Annotated in this window: 16 protein-coding genes and 1 pseudogene; 3 read left to right on the top strand and 14 right to left on the bottom strand. The window is 65.1% G+C overall.

The features are described 5' to 3' along the window. Positions 1 to 41: 41 nt before the first annotated feature. Positions 42 to 452: a hypothetical protein gene (locus MSG32_RS16875; protein ID WP_054555691.1), complete on the top strand. Its 411-nt coding sequence runs from the start codon at positions 42 to 44 to the stop codon at positions 450 to 452. A 123-nt stretch (positions 453 to 575) separates the two neighbouring features. On the opposite strand, the gene MSG32_RS16880 is transcribed toward MSG32_RS16875, so the two are convergent. The 5 genes and pseudogenes from MSG32_RS16880 to MSG32_RS16900 form a co-directional block, all read right to left on the bottom strand. Further along, complete coding sequence (locus MSG32_RS16880; RefSeq protein ID WP_248380939.1) at positions 576 to 1,190, bottom strand: nucleotidyltransferase family protein; 615 nt, start codon at positions 1,188 to 1,190, stop codon at positions 576 to 578. A gap of 34 nt (positions 1,191 to 1,224) precedes the next feature. Then, a complete protein-coding gene (locus MSG32_RS16885) occupies positions 1,225 to 2,250 on the bottom strand; it encodes an XdhC family protein (RefSeq protein ID WP_248380941.1) in 1,026 nt (341 codons plus the stop codon). A 103-nt stretch (positions 2,251 to 2,353) separates the two neighbouring features. After that, positions 2,354 to 4,738 carry a molybdopterin cofactor-binding domain-containing protein gene (locus tag MSG32_RS16890; RefSeq protein ID WP_248380943.1) on the bottom strand — a complete coding sequence of 795 codons (2,385 nt, stop codon included), beginning with the start codon at positions 4,736 to 4,738 and terminating at the stop codon, positions 2,354 to 2,356. A gap of 133 nt (positions 4,739 to 4,871) precedes the next feature. After that, a pseudogene (locus MSG32_RS16895) lies at positions 4,872 to 5,339 on the bottom strand ((2Fe-2S)-binding protein); the annotation flags it as partial. 457 nt (positions 5,340 to 5,796) lie between these two features. Beyond that, positions 5,797 to 6,501: a gamma-glutamyl-gamma-aminobutyrate hydrolase family protein gene (locus MSG32_RS16900; protein ID WP_248380945.1), complete on the bottom strand. Its 705-nt coding sequence runs from the start codon at positions 6,499 to 6,501 to the stop codon at positions 5,797 to 5,799. Positions 6,502 to 6,730: 229 nt separating this feature from the next. On the opposite strand from MSG32_RS16900, the gene MSG32_RS16905 reads away from it, so the two are divergent. Further along, the gene (locus MSG32_RS16905; protein WP_054555695.1) at positions 6,731 to 7,924 is read left to right on the top strand and encodes an MFS transporter; all 1,194 of its coding nucleotides are present in this window, start codon (positions 6,731 to 6,733) and stop codon (positions 7,922 to 7,924) included. Between the two features lie 118 nt (positions 7,925 to 8,042). On the opposite strand, the gene astB is transcribed toward MSG32_RS16905, so the two are convergent. From astB to fabV, 7 genes are all read right to left on the bottom strand, one after another. Then, positions 8,043 to 9,389 (bottom strand): N-succinylarginine dihydrolase, encoded by a 1,347-nt coding sequence (gene astB, locus MSG32_RS16910; protein ID WP_248380948.1) that lies wholly within the window; start codon positions 9,387 to 9,389, stop codon positions 8,043 to 8,045. 100 nt (positions 9,390 to 9,489) lie between these two features. Further along, entirely contained in the window at positions 9,490 to 10,989 is a 1,500-nt protein-coding gene (astD, locus tag MSG32_RS16915; protein WP_248380951.1) for a succinylglutamate-semialdehyde dehydrogenase, read from the bottom strand. A 151-nt stretch (positions 10,990 to 11,140) separates the two neighbouring features. Further along, complete coding sequence (astA, locus tag MSG32_RS16920; protein ID WP_248380953.1) at positions 11,141 to 12,172, bottom strand: arginine N-succinyltransferase; 1,032 nt, start codon at positions 12,170 to 12,172, stop codon at positions 11,141 to 11,143. After that, positions 12,172 to 13,233 carry an arginine N-succinyltransferase gene (locus tag MSG32_RS16925; RefSeq protein ID WP_043334469.1) on the bottom strand — a complete coding sequence of 354 codons (1,062 nt, stop codon included), beginning with the start codon at positions 13,231 to 13,233 and terminating at the stop codon, positions 12,172 to 12,174. The genes astA and MSG32_RS16925 overlap by 1 nt, the downstream gene beginning before the upstream one ends. A gap of 23 nt (positions 13,234 to 13,256) precedes the next feature. Next, entirely contained in the window at positions 13,257 to 14,477 is a 1,221-nt protein-coding gene (locus MSG32_RS16930) for an aspartate aminotransferase family protein (RefSeq protein WP_248380956.1), read from the bottom strand. Between the two features lie 156 nt (positions 14,478 to 14,633). Further along, positions 14,634 to 15,635, bottom strand: coding sequence for a GlxA family transcriptional regulator (locus MSG32_RS16935; RefSeq protein ID WP_172978721.1), 1,002 nt, complete (start codon positions 15,633 to 15,635; stop codon positions 14,634 to 14,636). 296 nt (positions 15,636 to 15,931) lie between these two features. After that, complete coding sequence (gene fabV, locus MSG32_RS16940) at positions 15,932 to 17,134, bottom strand: enoyl-ACP reductase FabV (RefSeq protein ID WP_248380959.1); 1,203 nt, start codon at positions 17,132 to 17,134, stop codon at positions 15,932 to 15,934. Between the two features lie 350 nt (positions 17,135 to 17,484). On the opposite strand from fabV, the gene MSG32_RS16945 reads away from it, so the two are divergent. Next, positions 17,485 to 17,898, top strand: a complete 414-nt coding sequence (locus tag MSG32_RS16945) for a hypothetical protein (protein WP_107336043.1) — start codon at positions 17,485 to 17,487, stop codon at positions 17,896 to 17,898. Between the two features lie 172 nt (positions 17,899 to 18,070). Here the strand turns inward: MSG32_RS16945 and MSG32_RS16950 are convergent, their stop codons facing one another. Beyond that, complete coding sequence (locus tag MSG32_RS16950; protein ID WP_248380961.1) at positions 18,071 to 18,739, bottom strand: transglutaminase-like cysteine peptidase; 669 nt, start codon at positions 18,737 to 18,739, stop codon at positions 18,071 to 18,073. Positions 18,740 to 18,761: 22 nt separating this feature from the next. Continuing rightward, entirely contained in the window at positions 18,762 to 20,711 is a 1,950-nt protein-coding gene (locus tag MSG32_RS16955) for an EAL domain-containing protein (RefSeq protein WP_153636504.1), read from the bottom strand. Positions 20,712 to 20,727 lie beyond the last annotated feature (16 nt).

A 20,727-nucleotide genomic window follows, 5' to 3' on the forward strand; every position in this document is an offset into this window, starting at 1 on the left:
CATAATGCCCATCAATATTTACCCACTCGGGAGCAGGTGCCATGTACGCCGATACCTTCAATGATCTGGCCCTCGAGGCCGAACTCGAAAACTTCGCGCACCGCTGGTTCTCCATGCTCAACCGCATGGCGCCTGCTATCGAACTGGCGGAACTGCTGGGCGAGGAGGCTTCCATCCAGCTGCTGGATGAAACCCTGACCGGCAGCGAGTACCTGGCCAACTGGGAGCAGCGTCGCAGCGAGCTGCTGGTCAATGGCCATGCACTCGGCTGGGTGCGTGCGCAGCGCAACAGCCTCGACAGCGCCACCCTGCGCATGGGCGGTGAGCACCGCGCCGCCATGCGTGATGGCAGTGTGTTGCACACGCATTTCGACGCCGAGTGGGTGCTCGACCTGAGCTGGGGCGAGCCGCGCATCCAGAGCATCAAGCTGCTGGATATGCGCACGCTGTAACGCGAAAGGCAGACAGCAAAAGGCCCCGTCACTCCAAGGTGACGGGGCCTTTTGCTGTCTGGAGGGGCCTGTTTCCAGCGCACGTGACTTCTTTCAATTTCAGTTTCAGTTTCAGTTTATGTCTCAGCCTCTAAGCTTCAGCATCGCTGGCGTGTCGATGTCGTGATGGATACCGGCATCACCGACTGCCACCTCACGCAGCGCCTCGCGATGTCGCGCGATCACCTCGCGCGCGCCCTCGCCGCCTTCAAGCGCCGCAAGCTCTGCCCACAGCGCCCGCCCGAACAGCACCGGGTGCCCGGGGCCGCCCTCGTCTTCAAGCCTCGGTCGCACGATATGCACGCCATCGGCCTGAGCCTCGGCCCGAAGGGCATGAAAGGTCTGCGCCGTGATCTGCGCCATGTCCGCCAGCCATACCGCCGCCACCTGCACATGCGTCAATCCAGCCTCATCTTCCAGCTGACGGAAGGCATCGCCGAGACTGGCACCGAGCCCATTGCCCGCCTGCGGCGCACGCCAGAACCGCCCGGCATGCTCACGCGCGAACGCCTCTCCCAGCAGTGCGGCGGGATCATCGTCCTCACGCAGCAGCAGACGCCAGTCCACCTCACAGGACATGACCCGCGACAGCGTCGCCATCAGCAGTGTCTGGCCATCCGCCAGACGCGCCTGACGCTTGTCACTGCCGAAGCGGCGACTCTGCCCCGCGGCCATGACCAGAATGATCGACTCATTCATGGGCGACCTCTCTGCCTGCCCCCCCTGAGCGCCTTCACAGGCTCTCGCGAGCGCGGCCACGGCGGATGCGCACGATATCGGCCATCACCGCCAGCGCGATCTCGGCCGGTGTCTTGCTGCCCAGATTCAGCCCGATCGGCATCACGATGCGCGCGATCTCCTCGGCGCTGAGCCCACCGCTACGCGCCAGCCGCTCGGCGCGCGCCTGCGAGGTACGCAGCGAGCCCATCACGCCGATATAGAACGCGGGCTGGCGTACCGCCTCGATCATCGCCAGGTCATCGATACGCGGGTCGTGGGTCAGCGCGACCACGGCGGTGGCGGCATGACAGCCGCCGGCGGCGATGAAGCGTGACGGCAGCTCACGGCGCAGGCTGACGCCCTCGAGCGGCGCCTTGCGGGCATCCCAGTCGGCCAGCACTTCCTCGCGCGGCTCGCAGATGATCACCTCGAAGCCGAGGCTGACGGCGAAGGCCGCGCAGGCTTCCGCCACCGGCGAGAGCCCCGCCAGCAGCAGACGCGCCACCGGCCCGACCCGCAGCTGATAGCCGCACGCCTCACCCGCGTGGCCCTTGAGCGGCTCGACCCGCTCCCCCAGCCCGCTGTCGTGCTGAAGCGTACGCGCGCCATCCCCCTCCAGCATCACCTGACGCAGACGCGGCGTCTGGCCCTCGAGCGCCGCGCGCAACGCCTCGAGATGCGCGATGTCTGCGTCACAGGCCGTGAAGCGCTCGACCAGTACGTCCAGAATGCCGCCACAGGGCAAGGCGATCCCCGCACCCTGATGGCCGCCCTCGCCATAGCGGATCACCTGGGCGGGCGCGGTGAATTCCCCGTCAGCCAGGCGTGCCAGAAAGTCCTCCTCGACACAGCCGCCGGACAGCGAACCACGATGCTGCCCATCGGCGCGCGCCACCAGCCAGGTGCCCGGCTCACGTGGTGAGGAGCCGAAGGTGGCCAGCACCGTGCACAGCCAGATCGGGCGCGCGGATGGCTCGCCATCTGCGGGTGCCAGCCAGTCGATCGCCTGATGGATCACTTCAAGATCAAGGTGTTGCATCAATAATCTCTCATATCAGAAGCCTGCGCGCGGTCTGAAGACACGAAACCCGCCACCCGGGCATGCCGGAGTGGCGGGTATCAGAGGCATTCACCGGTGAGGATCAGGCCTCGCTGAGCGCGGCCTTGAGCGCCGCCGGACGCATCGGCAGGTCACGCAGGCGCACGCCGACCGCATGCTGAATGGCGTTGGCGATCGCCGGTGCGACCACCGTGGTGCCCGGCTCGCCGAGACCGACCGGCATCTCGGTGCTGTCGACGAACTCGAGATCCATCTGCGGCACCTGGTGCATGCGCAGCGGCTGGTAGGCGCCCAGATTCTGCGCCACCGGGCCGCCCTCACGGTACTCGGTGCCTTCGTGCATCGCCATCGAGACGCCCCACAGGAGCGAGCCTTCCAGCTGCGCCATGGCACCATCCGGATGCGCCAGCGTTCCGGCATCGACCACGCTGGTCAGCTTCTCGAGCTTGACCTCGCCCGTGGCGCGATCGACCTTGACCCGTGCCACGCAGGCCACCCAGGTCGGCATGCTGCGTTCCTGACCGAAGCTCAGTGCCACGCCCATGCCGGTGTCTGCCGGCAGGCTGTCGCGCTCGCTCCAGCCGGACTTCTCCATCACGCGCTTGAGCACGTTGCGCAGACGCTCGGCACCGCCGGTGCTGACCGGCGCCTTGCCGGCATTGCGGCCTTCGGCGTCCAGCAGTGCGAGACGGAATTCGGCCGGGTCCTGCTCGGCCGCCAGCGCCAGCTCATCGATATGCTGTTCGACCGCCCACAGCGTCCAGCCCGGTGCGACGGAGCGCAGGTAGCCGGGCACGAAGGCCTCGTGAGCGACCTTGTTCTGCTGCGCCCAGACACGCTGGGTGCCGACGTTGTACCAATGGTCCGCGCCGCTGATGGAGAAGGAATCCAGCTTGCCACCACCTTCGATGGCTTCTGCCATGAAGGCCGGCATCAAGGCTGCCGTCGGCCAGCCGGCGGCGGCGGCGTGCTCGGAGGCCACGACACGCCCCTCGGCATCGAGACCGGAACGCAGACGCTGCACCGAGGGCGAGCGCACGCAATCGAAGCGGCTGTCATCGGGGCGCGTGAAGATCATCTTCACCGGACGCCCCACGGCCTTGGAGGCCAGCGCGGCCGGCACGGCGTAGTCACCGTGCAGACGACGCCCGAAACCACCGCCCAGATACAGCTGGTGATGGGTGACCTTGCCTTCCTCGAGCTCCAGCGCCTTGGTGACCAGTGAGGTCAGCAGGGACTGCTGCTGGTTGCCGCAGTGGATGTGCCAGTGGCCATCTTCTTCGTAGGCCAGCGCATTGGCCGGTTCCAGCGTGAAGTGCAGCACGCTTGAGGTGGTGAAGGTGGATTCCACCGTGGTGGCGGCATTCTCGAGCAGCGGCGCAGGGTCGCCCTGATCCACCAGCAGCGAGCCATTGTCGCGGCTCGGCGAGCTGACCAGACGCTGGCCCTCGGCCTGGATCGCCGTCTCGTCGACCTGATAGCTGTCGCCCTTGCTCCACTCGACCTTGAGCAGGTCGGTGGCGCGCATCGCCGCCGAGAAGTTGTCGGCGATGACCGCAAGCCAGCCCTGACAGATGCCGGACGGGTCCTTGAGTTCGATGGTCTGGCGATAGCCGATGACCTTGCGGGCCTCGCTGTCATCGACGGCGGTGACCTTGCAGCCGAAGCGGCTCGGCGGCATCACCGGACGCGCATGCAATGTCTTGCCGACACGCGCCTCGATATCTTCCGGCAGGGTGTAGTCGATGCCGTAGACGGCCTGACCGTTGGTCTTGGGCGGCACGTCCAGCGCGTTGCCTTTGGTGCCCAGCACGCGACGCTCGGAGGCCGGCTTGAGCTCGATGGCCGCAAGCTCCTCCTCGGAGAAGCTGCGCTCCAGCCCCGCCGCGACGATCTCGCCATAGCTCAGCGACTGATCGCCACTGATGACGCGTCCCTTGCGCGCCTTGCAGCTCTCGACCGCCACGCCCATCTGCTGAGCGCCCGCCTCGATCAGCGCGATACGTCCCGCCGCGCCGGCCTGTGACAGCGGCTGGTAGCTCTGGTGAACCGACCAGCTGCCGCCTGTGATCATGTAGCCCCACTTGGGGGCGCTGTCGACGTAATCGACCTTGACGCTGTCCCAGTCGGCTTCCAGCTCCTCGACCACCAGACGCGCGAGGCTGGTGGCGACGTGCTGGCCCATCTCGGACTTGGTGATATGCACGGTGACGGTGCCATCAGTGGCGATGGCGTACCACATGGTCGGCTCGAAGGCCCCGGCGGACAGCGTCTCGCTGGCCGAGCCCTTGCCGTCTGCCCCGGCAGCCAGCGCCGCGCCGGACACACCGAAGGCCAGCATGGTGGAACCCGCCACACTGCCGATCAGGAAGCCACGCCGCGTGATACCGCCGCGGCTCGAGGAAGTCTTGTGCGCGGCAGCAAGCTCGCGCTGATGCGCGGCCAGCTTGTCATCAAACCTTGCCATGAGACGTCTCCTCGACAGCAGAATGGGACACGGTGCCTGCCGTGGCACGCGGATCGAAGGTGCCGACGCCGGCAGTCGCGGCCGTGGCGTCGGTCTGCTGACCGCTCACCTGGCTGGTGGCACGCTCATTGGCGATGGTGGCGGCACGCTTCACTGCGCGATGGATGCGCACGTAGGCCATGCAGCGACACAGGTTGCCGGCCATGGCGGCGGTGACCTGCTCATCGGTGGGGTCGGGCGTGTTCTTGAGGAAGTCGGCGGCCTGCATGATCTGGCCGGACTGGCAGTAACCGCACTGCGGCACCTGCTCCTCGACCCAGGCCTGCTGCAGCGGGTGGTCATCGTTCTCGGCCAGCCCCTCGATGGTGACGATGTCACCACCTTCGGCGGCCAGCACCGGCAGGACACAGGTACGCGCCGCTGTGCCGTTCAGGTGCACGGTACAGGCGCCGCACTGGGCGATGCCGCAACCGAACTTGGTGCCGGTCAGACCCAGGTGCTCACGCAGCACCCATAACAGCGGGGTTTGCGGATCGACCTCGAGACTGACGGCCTTGCCGTTCAGAGTGAAGTTGGCCAAGGGGCTTCTCCTCAGGAGCATGAAGCAGGGACAGGATTGGGATACAGAGCTGGGATACAGAGCGGCGCGACGGCATGACTCGACATGGCGTCAGTAGACTGACGCTGCGTGTGTCCGGTGTCAGGGGGCGAACGGCACGTTGCATGTCGGGCAGGCTGCGCGATTGGCATACCCCGAATGGCGAAATTCTACAGGTCACGACTCAGCACCATGGTGCCAAACGGGAAACAGTGTGGTGTCGCGAGACCGGAGCATGCCACCAGGCCGGGATATGGCACCCGCCATGGTAAACAGCGCATGTGACATGCATGACAGTATAGCGTTTCGCGGGGTGCGATCGGCAGTGGATTCCACGCAAGCCGGGCACGGTTCGTCACCGATGCCTGGCGGCGCCTGACAGCTGACAGTCCCTGCCCGTTCCTGAGGCTTTTGCTCGTTCCTGACGCCTCGTGAAAAAGCGCCCTGCGCTGGTCAGACCTCAACGCCAGTGGCGAATGAAGGCCAGCATCCATTGCGTCATCACGGCGCTGTCTGGCGCGACACTCAGGGAGGCTTCGCCCTCGCGCACGCGATGTTCGCCGATCTGTTCGCGACGCAGCCTCATCAGGTCACGTGAGTAGGCGGCACTGAACTCGGGATGCCCCTGCACGCCGAGGCAGCTGCCCACCTCGATCAGATAGAAGGCACAGAAGGCGCTGTCCGCCAGCACCCGGGCATCGGCAGGCAGGACACTGACCTGATCCTGATGGCTGACGATGAGATCCAGCCCTGCTTGCGGCGGTTGCATCCAGGGGCGTCGCGCACGGACACGATTGAACGACAGGCCGACACCCCAGCCGCGCGCATGTTTCTCCACCTCACCCCCCAAGGCCCTGGCGATCACCTGATGGCCGAAGCAGACACCGACCAGCGGCAGCTTTGCCGCATGCACGCGCCGAACGAACTCGCACAGTGTCGTGATCCAGGCGAGCCCATCATTGACGCCATGTTTTGACCCCGTGATCAGCCAGCCATCGCAGGCATCCAGCTGCTCGGGAAACTCGCCATCCAGGCAGCGCCAGACGCTGAGCCGGATATCCGGGTCGCTGCGCGTGAGCAGGGCCTGGAACATGGCGGGATAGTTGCCGTGCCGCTCGATGAGGGCCGGATTGACGTCATCGCATTGCAGCAGACCGATATGCATCACTACCTCCTGAGGTGGCGGGATCGACGACGTCCGCGCCACGACCGCGGCACAACCGTACGTGACAAGCAACGACTGCGCTGTCGCTTCTGCTACCGTCGTTGACGTATTCGGGATGCGCCCATCCATGAGAATAAAGTGGAATATAGAGACCAAGGTCTCAAGGTGATCTTCTGCCCACAGGCAACGGAATCCGCAGCACAATGATAACGACAGGGGTGGGCCAGACATGCAACTGAACTGGAAGGCAGCGATCGCGTTGGCAGCGCTGATTCTCGCCATCAATACCGGCGCGCGGCAGGCCATGGGCTTCATGCTGCCACCGATGGCCAGCGAACTCACCTGGGGCATGGGGAGTCTGTCATTCGCGCTTGCCATCCAGAATCTGGTCTTCGGGCTGGCCGCGCCCATCGCCAGCAAGCTGTCGGACCGCTTCGGCACGCTCAGCGTCTTCCTCGTCGGTAGCCTGTGCTATGCGGTCGGCATGGGCGTCACCGCCCTCTGGCCGACCCCGACGGTGTGGATGCTGGGCGCCGGCGTGCTGGCCGGTATCGGCATCGGCGCGACCACCTTCCCGCTGGTGCTGGCTGCCGTCACGCGCGTGGTCCCCATTCAGCATCGTGGCATCGGGCTGGGCATCGCCTCGGCCGGCGGCTCCTTCGGGCAGCTGATCTACTCGGTCGCGACCCCGATGCTGGTGCTGATCGACTGGAAGATCGCCATGCTGGCTCTCGGCGCCAGCTGTCTGCTGCTGATTCCCATGGCTCTGCCCTTGCTGCGTCGCCCGCCGGCCGGCAGTGAGGCACCAGCGGAGGAGGATATCCCGAGCCAGGGCCCGCTGCTGCAGGACCGGCGCTTTCTGGCGCTCGCCGGCGGCTTCTTCGTCTGCGGTGTGCACGTCGCCTTCATCGCCACCCACCTGCCCAATTTCGTGGTCGCCTGCGGCCTGCCCCTGAACGTGGCCGGCAACACGCTGGCGATCATCGGCGCGCTCAATATCGCCGGCACCATCCTGTTCGGTGCCTGGGGCGGCCGTCGTCACCCGCCGCAGCTGTTGATGCTGATCTATCTGTGCCGCGCCGCGCTGGTGATGGCGATGGTGGTCATCCCGCCCAGCAGCATGCTGCTCTACGCCTTCGGCGCGATCATGGGCATTCTGTGGCTGTCGACGGTGCCGCTGACCAGCCAGGCCGTCGCGCTCTACTTCGGCCAGAAGCGTCAGGCCTTCGTGTTCGGCATGGTGCTGGCCGCCCATCAGGTCGGCGCCTTCCTGGGGGCCTGGGGCGGTGGCGTCGTCTATCAGCTGACCGGCAGCTACGACCTGCTGTGGATCTCCAGCGGCATCTTCGGTCTGCTGGCCGCCATCGTGCATTGGCCGGTGCGTCGCGAGCCCACGCGCGTGATCCAGCCACAACTGGCCTGAGTCGCGCCACGGCATCCGCCTCTCAGATCTCAACTCTCAGACCACATATCCACAACGACACAGCCCCCACCGGCAAGACCGATGGGGGCTGTGTCGTTCAGGACTTCAGCGAGGGCGATCAGCGCTGGAAGGCGTAGACATTGCCGACCTTCAGCAACCGCGTCAGCTCATCCAGTGCCGCCAAGGTTTCCTCGGCCAGCTGCGGGTCGGCGAGGTCTGCCGGTGTCAGGCTGTCACGGTAGTGACGCTTGACCCAGTCACCCAGCTCGGCGTGCAGCGTATCGCTCATCATCACGCGCCCGGACAGCGCGGCGCGCTCGGCGTCGCTGAGCACCACGCGCAGACGCAGACAAGCCGGGCCGCCACCATTGCGCATGCTCTGCTTCACGTCCTTGACCAGCACTTCGCCGATCGGATTCGGGCCGGCCAGAATCGCATTCTGCAGCGCGTTCCATACCGCCTCGTTCTCCTGACACTCGCCCGGCACCACCAGCGTCATGCTGCCATCGTCGTTGGAGAGCAGCTGCGAGTTGAACAGATAGGACGACACGGCATCCTCGAGGCTGACGGCTTCCAGCGGCACGCGGATCGGGATCAGCGGCGTGGACAGCTTGGCGCGAATCTCATCAAGCACCGCCTCTTCATCGCGGAAGGCCAGCTCGTGATAGAACAGCACCGGGCCATTGCCCACCGCGATGACGTCGTTGTGGAAGACGCCGGCATCGATAGCGTCCGGGTGCTGCTGGGCGAACACCACCTGCTCTTCGCTCAGGCCATGCTGACGCGCGACGGCCTGACTGGCTTCCAGCGTCTGGCGCGCCGGATAGCGACGCGGTTCGACGCCATCACCGCCGAAGGCCTGACGGCCATAGACGTAGAGATGCACGCCCGGCCCGCCGTGGCCATCGCACAGCCGCGTATGGTTGGCGGCGCCCTCATCGGAGAAGGCCGGGGTTGCGGGCAGCGCGGGGTGATGCGCAAAGTGGCCATCGTCGGCGAAGATGGCGCCCAGGATGCGTCCGGTGGTCGCCGGCTCCAGGTAGCGGTGGAAGCTGGATTGCAGGTTGGCCGGCGTGAAATGCACGCGGCCATCACCACTGTCGCGCGACGGCGTGACGGTGGCGGCGTTGGCTGTCCACATGCTGGAGGCGGAACACACCGCACGCAGAAGCTGCGGTGCCTGCTCGCTGGCCGCCTTCAACACCTGGGCGTTGCTGCCGGTGAAGCCGAGATCACGCAGTGCGCCAAGGTCCGGGCGCTGTTGCGGCAGTAAAATCCCCTGTGCATAACCCAGATCCGCCAGCGACTTCATCTTGTCGAGGCCCTGCAGCGCCGCTTCGCGCGGGTTGGAGGCCAGCCCGCCGTGGCGCATCGAGGCCACGTTGCCATGCGCCAGACCGGCGTAGTTGTGGGTCGGGCCGACCAGGCCATCGAAATTGATCTCTTGATACGGGGTATCGGACATGAAGGTCTCCTGCCACGACGCCTTGCCAGCTCAGCAAACAGGCACGGCGGGCGTCGTGGTCAACAATGGGTAAGCGGCAACGGTGCCCGAACGGACGGCCTTACAGACGGATACCGGCCGGCAGGTTCGCGGGCAGCGCCAGCTCCTCGGCTTCCATCGAGGCGACCGGATAGCTGACATAGTCGGCGGCGTAATAGGCGCTGGGGCGATGGTTGCCGCTGTCACCGATGCCACCGAAGGGCGCGTCGCCGGAGGCGCCGGTGGTCTGGCGGTTCCAGTTGACGATGCCTGCGCGAATGCGCAGCAGGAAGTCGTCCCAGTCAGCACGCTCACCCCCGATCAGCCCGGCCGAGAGGCCGTAGCGGGTGTCATTGGCCAGCGCGATGGCGTCGTCCCAATCGGTGTAGCGGTGGATCTTGAGCAGCGGACCGAAGAATTCCTCGTCCTCGAGCGCAAGGCCGGTGACATCGATCAGCGCCGGGCTGAGTAGACTGGTGCCCTCTTCCACCTGCTGCATGCGCACGATGACGTTGCCGCCCAGCGCTTCGAGATCGTCCTGCGCCTTGAGCAGCCCCTCGGCCGCGGTGACGCTGGCCAGGCCGCCATAGAAGGGGGCGTCCTGCGCGAACTGCCCCGCCACCCGCAGCTCACGCAGCGCCGTGGCCAGTGTCTCGATCAGACGATCACCGACCTCGCCCTGCGGCACGATCAGGCGTCGCGCACAGGTACAGCGCTGACCGCCCGAGGCGAAGGCCGACTGGATGATCGCCAGTACCGCGGCGGTTTCATCCTGCACATCGCGCACCACCAGCGGGTTGTTGCCGCCCAGTTCCAGCGCCAGCAGCTTGCCGACCTGACCGGCGAACTGACGGTGCAGCAGCTTGCCGACCTTGGCACTGCCGGTGAACAGCAGCCCATCGATGCCCTCGGACTGGGACAGGGCTTGGCCGACTTCCGCCGCGCCCTGCACCAGATTGATCACGCCGGCCGGCAGGCCCGCGGCCTCCCAGCACTGCAGGGTGAGATCGGCGGTGGCCGGGGTCAGCTCGGAGGGCTTGAACACACAGGCATTGCCCGCCAGCAGCGCCGGCACCATGTGGCCGTTGGGCAGATGGCCCGGGAAGTTGTAGGGGCCGAAGACCGCCATCACACCGTGCGGACGGTGGCGCAGGACTGCCTGGGTGCCCGCGACATCCTTGGCGCGCTCGCCGGTACGCTCGTGATAGGCCTTCACCGAGATCGCGATCTTGCCGATCATCGCACCGACCTCGGTGCGCGCTTCCCACAGCGGCTTGCCGGTTTCGCTGGCGATGCTGATCGCCAGCGCTTCACGATGCTGCTCCAGCTGATCGCGGAAGCGCTCCACCACCGCCAGACGCGCCTCGAAACCCAGGCGCGCCCAGGTCGGGAATGCCTGACGCGCTGCCGCGACGGCCTGCTCGACCTGCTCGGCAGTGGCAGCGGCGCCCTGCCACAGACATGCGTGGGAGACGGGGTCGGTCTTGGTGAAGGATGCGGCCTCGCCCGCTTGCCACGCGCCGTCGATGAAGAGCTGTTGACGCACGTTGAGTGTGGCGGGAGTTGAATTCGTAGTGGTCATGGCATGCCTCATCGAAAGGGCGCGCCGCGCGAGCGACGCTGAACAAGGAGTAACGGGGCAGTTGGCGATCTGCCCCGCTGATGGCAAAAGGACGCAAGGCGGTGTGCGCCTGCGAGGTGGCGCGAAGAAGCGGATGCCCGTGGCGGACGCTTCAGCCGGCCAGCACACGCAGCGTGTCACCGCCGGTGACGCCGAGGCGTTCGGCCTCATCACGGTGCAGACGCACATGGCAGGCGCCGGAGTCGTCCCGGGTGACGTCGTGATTGATCCAGCTGGCACGGAAGTCTGCCATGCCGGTGGTGGCGGCCATCACGGCGGGACGCTCGCAGGCCGGGGCATCACCCGCGATGACCTCGACACTCGCCAGTTGGCTGTCACGCACGGCACGCACGTCATCGATATAGGCCTCGACCGTCGGGCCGCCATCGAAGATGTCGACGTAGCCTTCCCAGCGCAGCCCTTCCTTCTTGAGCATCGCCACCGCCGGTCGGGTGTGCTCATGCACCTGCCCGATGGCGGCCCGTGCGGGCTCGGAGAGAAACGGCGTATAGATCGGGAACTTGGGCATCAGCTCGCCGATGAAGCTCTTCTGGCCCATGCCGGTGAGGCGGTCGGCCTCATTGAAGTCCATCGGGAAGAAGTGGCTGCCCAGACACTCCCAGAACGGGCTGCGCCCTTCGGGCGTGAAGACACCGCGCATCTCAGCCAGAACCTTGTCGGGGAAGGCCGCGCGGAACTGGGCCATGAACAGCCAGCGCACCTTGGAGAGCAGCGCGCCGTTGCGGTCCTTGCGCCAGCCCTCACGCAGGAACAGCGAGCAGACCTCGGCATCGCCGGTGTGGTCGGAGCACAGCGTCAGCGTATCCAGGGTGCGATGCAGATCGAGCTGCACCGAGGAGTGCGCCAGCGAACCGAGACGGTAGTGATAGAACGGCGCATCGGTGCCCACGCAGGCCTCGATGGCGCAGCAGCCCGCGATGCTGCCATCGCGATCATCCTCGAGCACGAAGAAGTACAGACGATCATCGCTGGGTTCGCGGCCCTCGAAGGCGGCCAGGGTGCGCTCTATCTTGGCGCTGAGAAACTCATGATTGTCCGGCAGCGAGGTGAAGCCGACACCGGTTTCCCGCGCCAGTACCTTGAGGCCTTCGATATCGTGTCGAGCGATAGGACGAATGCGCATTACAACTCTCCCTCATCCATCGTCGGCAATGGCATCGGCACGGCAAGCACCGCACGCCCCTCTTCCACGCCCAGCACCTCGGCCTGCTGCGGCGTCAACATCAGCTGGCCGGTCGGCGTCAGGGCATAGCGCGCCAGCACGCAGCGGAAATCGCCGAGACGCTGGTTGGCCACCATCGCCGGTACCGCATCCGGCAGGCTTTCCTGCGGGCGGATACGCACCGGATGCCAACCGCACTGCTTGAAGGTGTGCAGACGCTCGCACTCCGCCAGCAGCAAGGGGCCGGCATCGAAGATGTCGACATGACGCGAGCGCGAGAAGCCCTCGGCGAGCATCTCCTGCATGGCGTACTCATGGCGCGGATTCTCACGCCCGATGGCGGCGCGCGCCTGGGGGGTGAGCAGCGGCAGATAGAGCGGGAACGGCGGCATGACCTCGGCGATGAAGCTCTTGGAGCGCACCCCTGCCATCTGATTGATTTCATTGAAATCACGATCAAAGAAGTGCTGGCCGACGCTGTCCCAGAACGGACTGACCTGACGCTCGTCGCGCGTTTCCAGATAGCCCGGGAAGGCCACCGCCAGTTCGGTGGCGAAGCGCTCCGGGTACTGGGCGATGAACATCAGGCGTGCGCGGCGCAGCAGGCTGTCCGCATCCGTCTCGCGATAGCGGGCATCCAGCGACAGCGCGCACAGCAGCGTGGCATCCGACACCTCATGCGACAGCGACAGCGTCTGCACTTCGTGGCGCACATTGAGCTGCTGCGAGGCGTGGATCAGCGTTTCCTGACGATAGGTGTAGTAGGCCTCCCGCGCGCCAGCCTCGGCGCGCAGAGAGGCGGTACCGACCACTTCGCCGGTGTCGAGATCTTCCAGCACGAAGCAGTAGATCTCGTCGCCCGGGAAGTCGATCTCGGCGCGCAGACTGCGCTGGGAGCGCAGAATGCGCTCCTCGAGGCGGTCACGATGTGCCGGCAGATTGGTCAGGCGAGGCGTGGCCGTGGCCGCGAGCCGCTCGAGGGCGAGCAGATCGCGGCTTTCGGCAGGCCGTACCACCAGCATCGGGGCACTGCTCATGGCGCTGCTCATGCAGATGCAGAGGCGGCGACGAAGTTCGCCACGGCGCGGTCGAGCTTGTCGAGACCGCTCTGGATCTCCTCTTCGCTGATCACCAGCGACGGCGCCAGACGCAGCACGTCAGGACCGGCGATCAGCACCATCAGGCCTTCTTCCATCGCCAGGTTGAGAATGTCCTTGGCACGTCCCGCGTAGTCCGGCGCCATCTGGGCACCGATCAACAGGCCCATGCCACGTACTTCCTTGAAGACACCGTGACGCTTGGCGATGCCTTCCAGGCCGTTGCGCAGCAGCTGGTGGCGGTGCGCGACGCCGTCGAGGGTTTCCGGGGTATCGATGGTCTCGAGCGCCGCCAGACCCACGGCACACGCCAGCGGGTTGCCGCCGTAGGTGGAACCGTGAGTGCCGATGGCCATGGCCGGTGCGATGCGATCGGTGGTCAGCATGGCGCCCAGCGGGAAGCCGCCGCCGATGCCCTTGGCGGTGGTCAGGATGTCCGGCACCACACCGAAGTGCTGGTAGGCGTACAGGTGGCCGGTACGCCCGGCACCGCTCTGGACTTCATCAAAGATCAGCAGCGCATCGTGCTGGTCGCACAGCTCACGCAGTCCTTCCAGGAAAGCCTGCTCGCCCGGGATGATGCCACCCTCGCCCTGCAGTGGCTCGACGATGATCGCGCAGGTGTCATCGCCCATCAGCTCGCGCACGGAGTCGAGATTGTTGAATTCGGCGTGCTGGATGCCGCCCGGAATCGGCCCGAAGCCCTGGGAATACTTGGGCTGGCCGCCGACGCTGACGGTGAAGAAGGTGCGGCCATGGAAGGACTGACGGAAGGAGATGATCTTGTCCTTCTTCTCGCCATGGGTGTCGTGGGCGAAACGACGCGCCAGCTTGAGCGCGGCCTCGTTGGCCTCACCACCGGAGGAGCAGAAGTAGACCTTGTCGGCGAAGGTGCGCTCGGTCAGCGCCTTGGCCAGCGCCAGTGCCGGCTCGTTGGTGTAGACGTTGGACAGGTGCCAGACCTTGTCGGCCTGGTCCTTGAGCGCCTTGACCAGCGCCGGGTGGCAGTGACCCAGCGAGGTGACGGCGATGCCACCGGCGAAGTCGATGTACTCGCGACCTTCCTGATCCCACAGACGGCTACCCTCGCCGCGCACCGGAATGGCAGCCTGGGGTGCGTAGTTGGGCACCATGGTATGGTCGAAATCGGCACGGGTCAGCTGGGTCATCGTCTCTTCCTCATCGCGGGGTCTTGGCGTGGCCGGCCGATGATCGGCAAGCCACGGGTCATGACACTCGAGTATAGGGAGGCGAGATGACAAAGACTTTCAGCGAAAGGACGACGACTTATGTCAGGAGGCGACTTTTGTCATCCAGGGCAGGTGTCAGGCCTGCAGCATGAGACGTTCGTCGCGGGGGCTGCGCCCGAAATGGTTGCGAAACGCCGTGGAGAAGTGAGCGGCGCTGGAAAAGCCGGTGGCCAGTGCGATCTCGCCGATCGGCTGATCGCTCTCGCGCAGCAGCTGGCGCGAGCGCGCCAGACGCAGATCCAGATAGTAGCGGCTAGGCACCGCCTGCAGATGCTTCTTGAACAGCCGCTCCAGCTGACGCCGCGAGATGCCGAGGTGCTCGCCGATCTCGTGGGTAGAGAGCGGCTCCTCGATATTGGCCTCCATCAGCGTCACGGCCTCCACCAGCGGCTGGGGCGCATGGGCGAAACGGTTCTTGAGCGGCACGTGCTGCGGCTCGTCCGCCAGCCGGATACGCTCGCAGACGAAGTGCTCGGAGACCTTCTCGGCCAGCGCGCGGCCATGCTGCTGGGCGATCAGCGTCATCATCATGTCCATCGCCGCGGTACCACCGCCGCAGGTGACACGATCACGGTCCAGCTCATAAAGCTGATGGGAGACGTTGACCTGCGGGAAATCGCGGCGGAAGGATTCGGCGCGCTGCCAGTGGATCGTCGCACGATAGCCATCGAGCAACCCGGCGCGGGCCAGCTCACGGGTGCCGGTGGAGATGCCGCCCAGCATCACACCACGCTCGGCCAGACGCTTGAGCCAGGCCAGCAGCGCGGGATTAGAGGCTACCTCCTGCAGGCTCGCCTCGCCCGCCGGCTGAGCACCGCACACGAACAGGGCATCCAGATGGCGCGAATCACTGGCGACCAGACTGTCCGGCGAGAGACTCAAGCCCGCCGCGGATGCCACGCCACGCCCGTCAAGCGCGAAGGTGACGGCCCGATAGAGTGTCTGCCCCGCGAGCTGATTGGCCACCTGCAGGGGCTCCAGCGCACAGGCCTGGGACAACAACGAGAAGCCGGGCAGCAGCACGAAGCCTATCTGGCGTTGCTGGGCCTGGGGGGAAACCAGTGAATCCACGGGCATGAGTGTGAGTCGAGGTCCGTCGCGTGAGGGTGGCGCCATATTGTGCCATGCCTCTGGCACTTGTGCCTGGCCCGGACTGGCATGACGCTCGAGATGAGACCACCAAACGCGACGACGCCACCCCGAAGGATGGCGTCATCAGTGCTCAGCTGTCAGTGCTCAACGTGCAGTGCTCAGCGGTCAGTGCTCAGCGGGCAGCGCTCAGGTCTCAGTGGGCAGCGCTCAGCGAGCTGCCAAGACCTCTGCGCTTATGCCGAGGCGCGCTTATGCTGAGGCGCGCTTATGTTGAAACGCTCTTACATCTGAACGACATCGAACTCGACATCGGTGGCGACATCGGCATCGTAGTCGACGTCATCACGGGTGAAGCCGAACAGCTTTAAGAATTCCTGCTTGTAGCTGGCGTAGTCGGTGATGTCGAACAGGTTGTCGCTGGTGACCTGCGGCCACAGTTCCTGACAGGCCTGCTGGACGTCGTCCTTCAGCTCCCAGTCGTCGAGACGCAGACGGCCGGACTCGTCGGTGGCGATCTCGCCTTCGCCATAGAAGCGCTCGGCGTAGAAGCGGTTGAGCTGCTCGATGGTGCCTTCGTGCAGGCCCTTCTCCTTCATGATCTTGTAGACCATGGAGATGTAGAGCGGCATGACCGGGATCGCGGCGCTGGCCTGGGTGACCACGGACTTGAGCACGGCCACGTGAGCACGACCGCCCTTGGCGGACAGCTTCTCGTGGATGCTGCCGGCGGCGCGGTCCAGATCTTCCTTGGCGCGACCCAGCGCACCGTGCCAGTAGATCGGCCAGGTGATCTCGGTACCGATGTAACTGAAGGCGACGGAGCGGGCGCCCTTAGCCAGCACGCCGGCGTCGTCCAGCGCCTGCATCCACAGCTCCCAATCCTGACCACCCATCACGGTGACGGTATCTTCGATTTCCTGCTCGGTGGCCGGCTCGACCTCCGCTTCGATGATGGTGTCCTTGTTGGTGTCGATGGCAGTCGCGCGGTAGGTCTCGCCGATCGGCTTGAGCACGGAGCGCTTCACTTCACCGCTGTCCGGCAGCTTGCGCACCGGAGAGGCCAGCGAGTAGACGACGAGGTCGACTTCGCCCATGTTGGCCTTGATCAGCTCGATGGCCTTGGCGCGTGTCTCGTGCGAGAAGGCATCACCGTTGATGGCCTGGCTGTAGAGGCCTTCCTGCTTGGCGAACTTGTCGAAGGCGGCAGAGTTGTACCAGCCTGCGGTGCCGGCCTTCTTCTCGGTGCCCGGCTTCTCGAAGAACACGCCCAGGGTATCGGCGCCATAACCGAAGGCTGCCGTGATGCGTGCCGCGAGGCCATAGCCACTGGAAGAACCGATCACCAGCACCTTCTTCGGACCACCGTCACGCTTGTCACCGACTGTCTTGCGGGTGATGGCGATCTGCTCGGCGACATTCTGCTCGCAGCCCTTGGGATGTGTGGTGGTGCAGATGAAGCCACGAACCTTGGGTTTGATGATCACGTAAAGAACCTCGTTTGCTGTTGGCCCGGCGTGTACCCGCCGATGCGATACTCGCTTCACCCTGACAGCAGGCAATGGCCGTCCTTGGATGGTGAAGCGTATCGTGAAATAGGGCGTTCGAATCCCGTAAAGCAGGCTCAGTGCCAGCTCATGGGCGCTATTCTAGCGGCTGTCGGCGACGCTGTCCGCCCTGCCGTCATGATCCGCCATCTGCCTGCATATCACTGGAGCCGGCCGCGGCGGCTGCCGTATCATGTAGGCCTTTTCACGTACTGCCATTCCACTGCCGTCCTGCATTCGCCGCTGATTGCCAGCCGCACTGTCCGACAGGCTCTGCCCAGGATGTTTTCATGAACGATCAGAACGCTCACCTCGCCCCCGATGTGGCCGCCCTGCTCGAGCGCCGACAGGACATCTGGCTGGCGCTGTCTCCACTGTGGCTGGAGCGCGAACCGCGTGAAGCCGAGTATCAGCACATGGCAGAAGTCGTCGAAGCCCAGGGGCTGAGCTTCCAGGAACTGGAAAAGCTCTATCGGCTGGAGATGGCCCCGGTACTGGTGCGAGAACAGGTCAGCATGACGCCCAACTTCAAGGGCTTCGATGACAGCCAGCTGCTGTCACGGCTGCTGCAGCATACGCATCGTCTGACACGTGGCCGGCGCATGTTCTGGCTGCTCTTTTCGGGGCTGGCCACGATGCCGAGTCGCCATCGCTACGGCAATCTGCTCGAGATCCTGCACCTGCGCGGCAATACGCCCCGCTAGCGCCCCGCCCGCAACCTGCATGGGGCAGCTGACGAGGGCTCTGGCCTGCAACGCCCGAATGGCAAGACACCCCGCGACCGGAAGGTCACGGGGTGTCTTGTCGTGCTGTAGTGCTTAATAGTGCTTGGCAGAGCTAAATCGCCATTCCTCGAGGGGGCTTACGCCGCCAGGCTCATGGCCGTTTGTGGCGCGGCACTCTCAGCACCCCTTGTGCGCGGCGCTTCTGCCAATCAGACAGACTTGAAAGGCCTCGGCTGTCGCTGATGCGCTGGCCCCCTTCCAGACGTTTGCTCATCCACAGCGCACTGCCATTGAAACTATAGATAGGCAGCAGGTCCGTGCGCTCACTGGCCGGCAGGATGGAACTGTTCAGGTTGTCCAGTACATCAGGATTGCGCGTATTGGCGCCCTGATAGGTCACGACCATGTGGAACTGGTTGAGGCTGAGCGCCTTGACGTAGTGCAGACGCAGGCGGTCTTCCGGTACGCCAAGCTCGCGTAGAGTCAGGTACTTGGCCATGGCGAAGTCATCGCAATCACCGGCCCCTGCCCCCAGAAACTCCTGCGGCGTCGCCCAGTAATCGGTCGCTCCCCAGATGCTGAGGTCATCGGTGAAGTTGAGACGATTGAAGAAATCGTTCACTTCGCTCAACTGACGCCTGACCGGCGCGCCCTCCAGACGCTGCAACAGTTGCTGCCATTGCTGCACACGATTCCAGCCACCTGTCCCGTAGATCTGGATGAACTGGCGGGAATCCACCGCCTGTGCCAGACCCGCACCGAGCGACAACGCCAGCAGCACCCCGACCGCAAGACCCTCCCACCAGCGGCGATGATTCATGTCGAGGCACCCTGAATGTCACTTAGCGAGGCATATCTTCTGCTGGATTGGCGAGCCTTGCCATGACATCGACTGCCGGTGACACGAAGCCCTGATAGCCATCTGCGCCCAGCGACATCGCCCGCTCCTGATCCGCCTCGGACTCGACGCGGGTCACGATGACCTGCGACTCGACCTGATGCGCGGTCATGCACAGACTCTGCAACAGCTCGGTGTCGACGTCTTCGCGCTTGAAGAACGCCTGGTCGATCTTGACGTAATCAGGCCGCAGCGCCGACAGATAGCTGAGCTCCTTCAGCTCTCGGGCGAAGCGGTCGATGCCGCCCCGCGCGCCCAGCCGACGAGCATGCCGGAACAGCATCTTGATACGCTCCTGATGCCTGAGGGCGATGCTTTCGGACACCTCGATATCCAGACGCTTGCACAGGCGCGGATGCGCCGCCAACCAGTTGAGCAGACCAATATAACTGGCTTCATCGTCGAAGGTTTCTTCGGTCAGGTTGAGCGCCAGCCTGGGCACTTCAATCCTGTCGATATAGGACGCCAGCCACTCCAGAGCGCGCAGATCGAACTGCGCCCCCATGCGGAAATGGCGAATCACGGGCAGGAAATCACCCGCACGATGCAGTTCATCACCATCGCGCAGACGGGCAAACAGCTCGCGGTGAAGCTCACCACCATCATTGAGCAACACCGGCTGAGCGACGAAATCGAGTCCCTTGGGGGAATCCAGGGCCTTTTCGATGATCTCGCGCCACTCGCCTCGCGGACGCGCACGGCCGCCCGCAGGGGCCAGCTCCACGCCCGATCCTTGCTCTATGGCCTGACGAAGCGTGGCATCTGCAACGGCATACATCTGGGTACGCTGCATGCCCGGCTCACGCCGAACGGCGCCAAGGGCACAGTTCTCCGGCGGAGTATCCACCAGCGGATTGGCATCCAGCAGGTTGTCGATGTCCTCCGCCAATAGCGTGAGAAACTCCTGAAGCCGAGTCTCATCGGTTTCCGGCAGCAACAGGCCAAAATCGCTATTGGCCAGACGCGCGGCAATGATCGCCTCACCCGCCAGTTCGCGATCTTCCAGCTTGCGCGCGATGGCTTTCACCAGGGCGTCACGCCCCTTGTAGCCCTGCTCGCGATACACCACCTCGATATGCGACACGCGCAGCAGCGCGAAGCTGCCACCCATCGGCTCGCTCAGCCACTCATCGACCGCTCGATTCAAATAGCCACGGTTGCCAAGCCCCGATACCGAGTCTTCTTCCGCCTGGCGCTGCAGACGCGCCAACTGCGCGGCCTGAGCCTCGAACTGGGTCTGCAGGCGCTGCCCCAGACGATTGACCGCCGAGGTGATGCCCTTGAGCTCCGCCACGCTGGTCTCTTCCAGCGGCGCGTCGAAGCGCTGCGTCTCCATCTCATTGAGGCGAGACGAGAGACGCTCCAGCGGGCGCAGCAGACGGCGCATGACCAATGAGGCAATCAGCAGCGTGATCAGACCGCCCAGCAACAGCCACAGCGCCAGACGCTTGGCCAGCTGCCAGAGCTGGTCATAGCCCTGGGCAGATTCGCCGGTCAGGCTGATCGTGCCCAGCGACGCCCAGCCACCCGGCAGCTCGCGGCTCGCCGATTCCACCGGCATGGGAATCAGGTCACGAAACCACTGCGGGGCCAGACTCTCGCGCACGACATTGAAAGCGATGGGTGTCGCGATGGCCACGCTCTCCAGCCTGGCATCGCGCACATGACCACCATCCACCGTGGCACGTATCAGGGCTTCGGCACTGGCGGCATCGCCAAGCTCTACATGTGGCACCAGCGCGAGACTCAGGCTCTGGGCGAGATTCGAGAGTTCGACGCGTTGTCGTTCGGCCAATGCATCACGGGTGTTGTTGACCTGGATGAAGAAGATACCGAGGGAGAACCCCAACAATACCAGCAACATCAAGGTAAACAGGCGGCGCGAAAGACTCATCTGATTTCCTCATCAA

Origin of the sequence: Cobetia sp. 1CM21F (assembly GCF_023161745.1) — a bacterium.
Classification (GTDB): domain Bacteria; phylum Pseudomonadota; class Gammaproteobacteria; order Pseudomonadales; family Halomonadaceae; genus Cobetia; species Cobetia amphilecti.

What these genes read in the sequence shown, in the direction of transcription:
- MSG32_RS16875 (WP_054555691.1), top strand. Translation starts at nt 42, where the DNA reads ATGTACGCCGATACCTTCAATGATCTGGCCCTCGAGGCCGAACTCGAA.
- MSG32_RS16880 (WP_248380939.1), bottom strand. Translation starts at nt 1,190, where the DNA reads ATGAATGAGTCGATCATTCTGGTCATGGCCGCGGGGCAGAGTCGCCGC.
- MSG32_RS16885 (WP_248380941.1), bottom strand. Translation starts at nt 2,250, where the DNA reads ATGCAACACCTTGATCTTGAAGTGATCCATCAGGCGATCGACTGGCTG.
- MSG32_RS16890 (WP_248380943.1), bottom strand. Translation starts at nt 4,738, where the DNA reads ATGGCAAGGTTTGATGACAAGCTGGCCGCGCATCAGCGCGAGCTTGCT.
- MSG32_RS16900 (WP_248380945.1), bottom strand. Translation starts at nt 6,501, where the DNA reads ATGCATATCGGTCTGCTGCAATGCGATGACGTCAATCCGGCCCTCATC.
- MSG32_RS16905 (WP_054555695.1), top strand. Translation starts at nt 6,731, where the DNA reads ATGCAACTGAACTGGAAGGCAGCGATCGCGTTGGCAGCGCTGATTCTC.
- astB (WP_248380948.1), bottom strand. Translation starts at nt 9,389, where the DNA reads ATGTCCGATACCCCGTATCAAGAGATCAATTTCGATGGCCTGGTCGGC.
- astD (WP_248380951.1), bottom strand. Translation starts at nt 10,989, where the DNA reads ATGACCACTACGAATTCAACTCCCGCCACACTCAACGTGCGTCAACAG.
- astA (WP_248380953.1), bottom strand. Translation starts at nt 12,172, where the DNA reads ATGCGCATTCGTCCTATCGCTCGACACGATATCGAAGGCCTCAAGGTA.
- MSG32_RS16925 (WP_043334469.1), bottom strand. Translation starts at nt 13,233, where the DNA reads ATGCTGGTGGTACGGCCTGCCGAAAGCCGCGATCTGCTCGCCCTCGAG.
- MSG32_RS16930 (WP_248380956.1), bottom strand. Translation starts at nt 14,477, where the DNA reads ATGACCCAGCTGACCCGTGCCGATTTCGACCATACCATGGTGCCCAAC.
- MSG32_RS16935 (WP_172978721.1), bottom strand. Translation starts at nt 15,635, where the DNA reads ATGCCCGTGGATTCACTGGTTTCCCCCCAGGCCCAGCAACGCCAGATA.
- MSG32_RS16945 (WP_107336043.1), top strand. Translation starts at nt 17,485, where the DNA reads ATGAACGATCAGAACGCTCACCTCGCCCCCGATGTGGCCGCCCTGCTC.
- MSG32_RS16950 (WP_248380961.1), bottom strand. Translation starts at nt 18,739, where the DNA reads ATGAATCATCGCCGCTGGTGGGAGGGTCTTGCGGTCGGGGTGCTGCTG.
- MSG32_RS16955 (WP_153636504.1), bottom strand. Translation starts at nt 20,711, where the DNA reads ATGAGTCTTTCGCGCCGCCTGTTTACCTTGATGTTGCTGGTATTGTTG.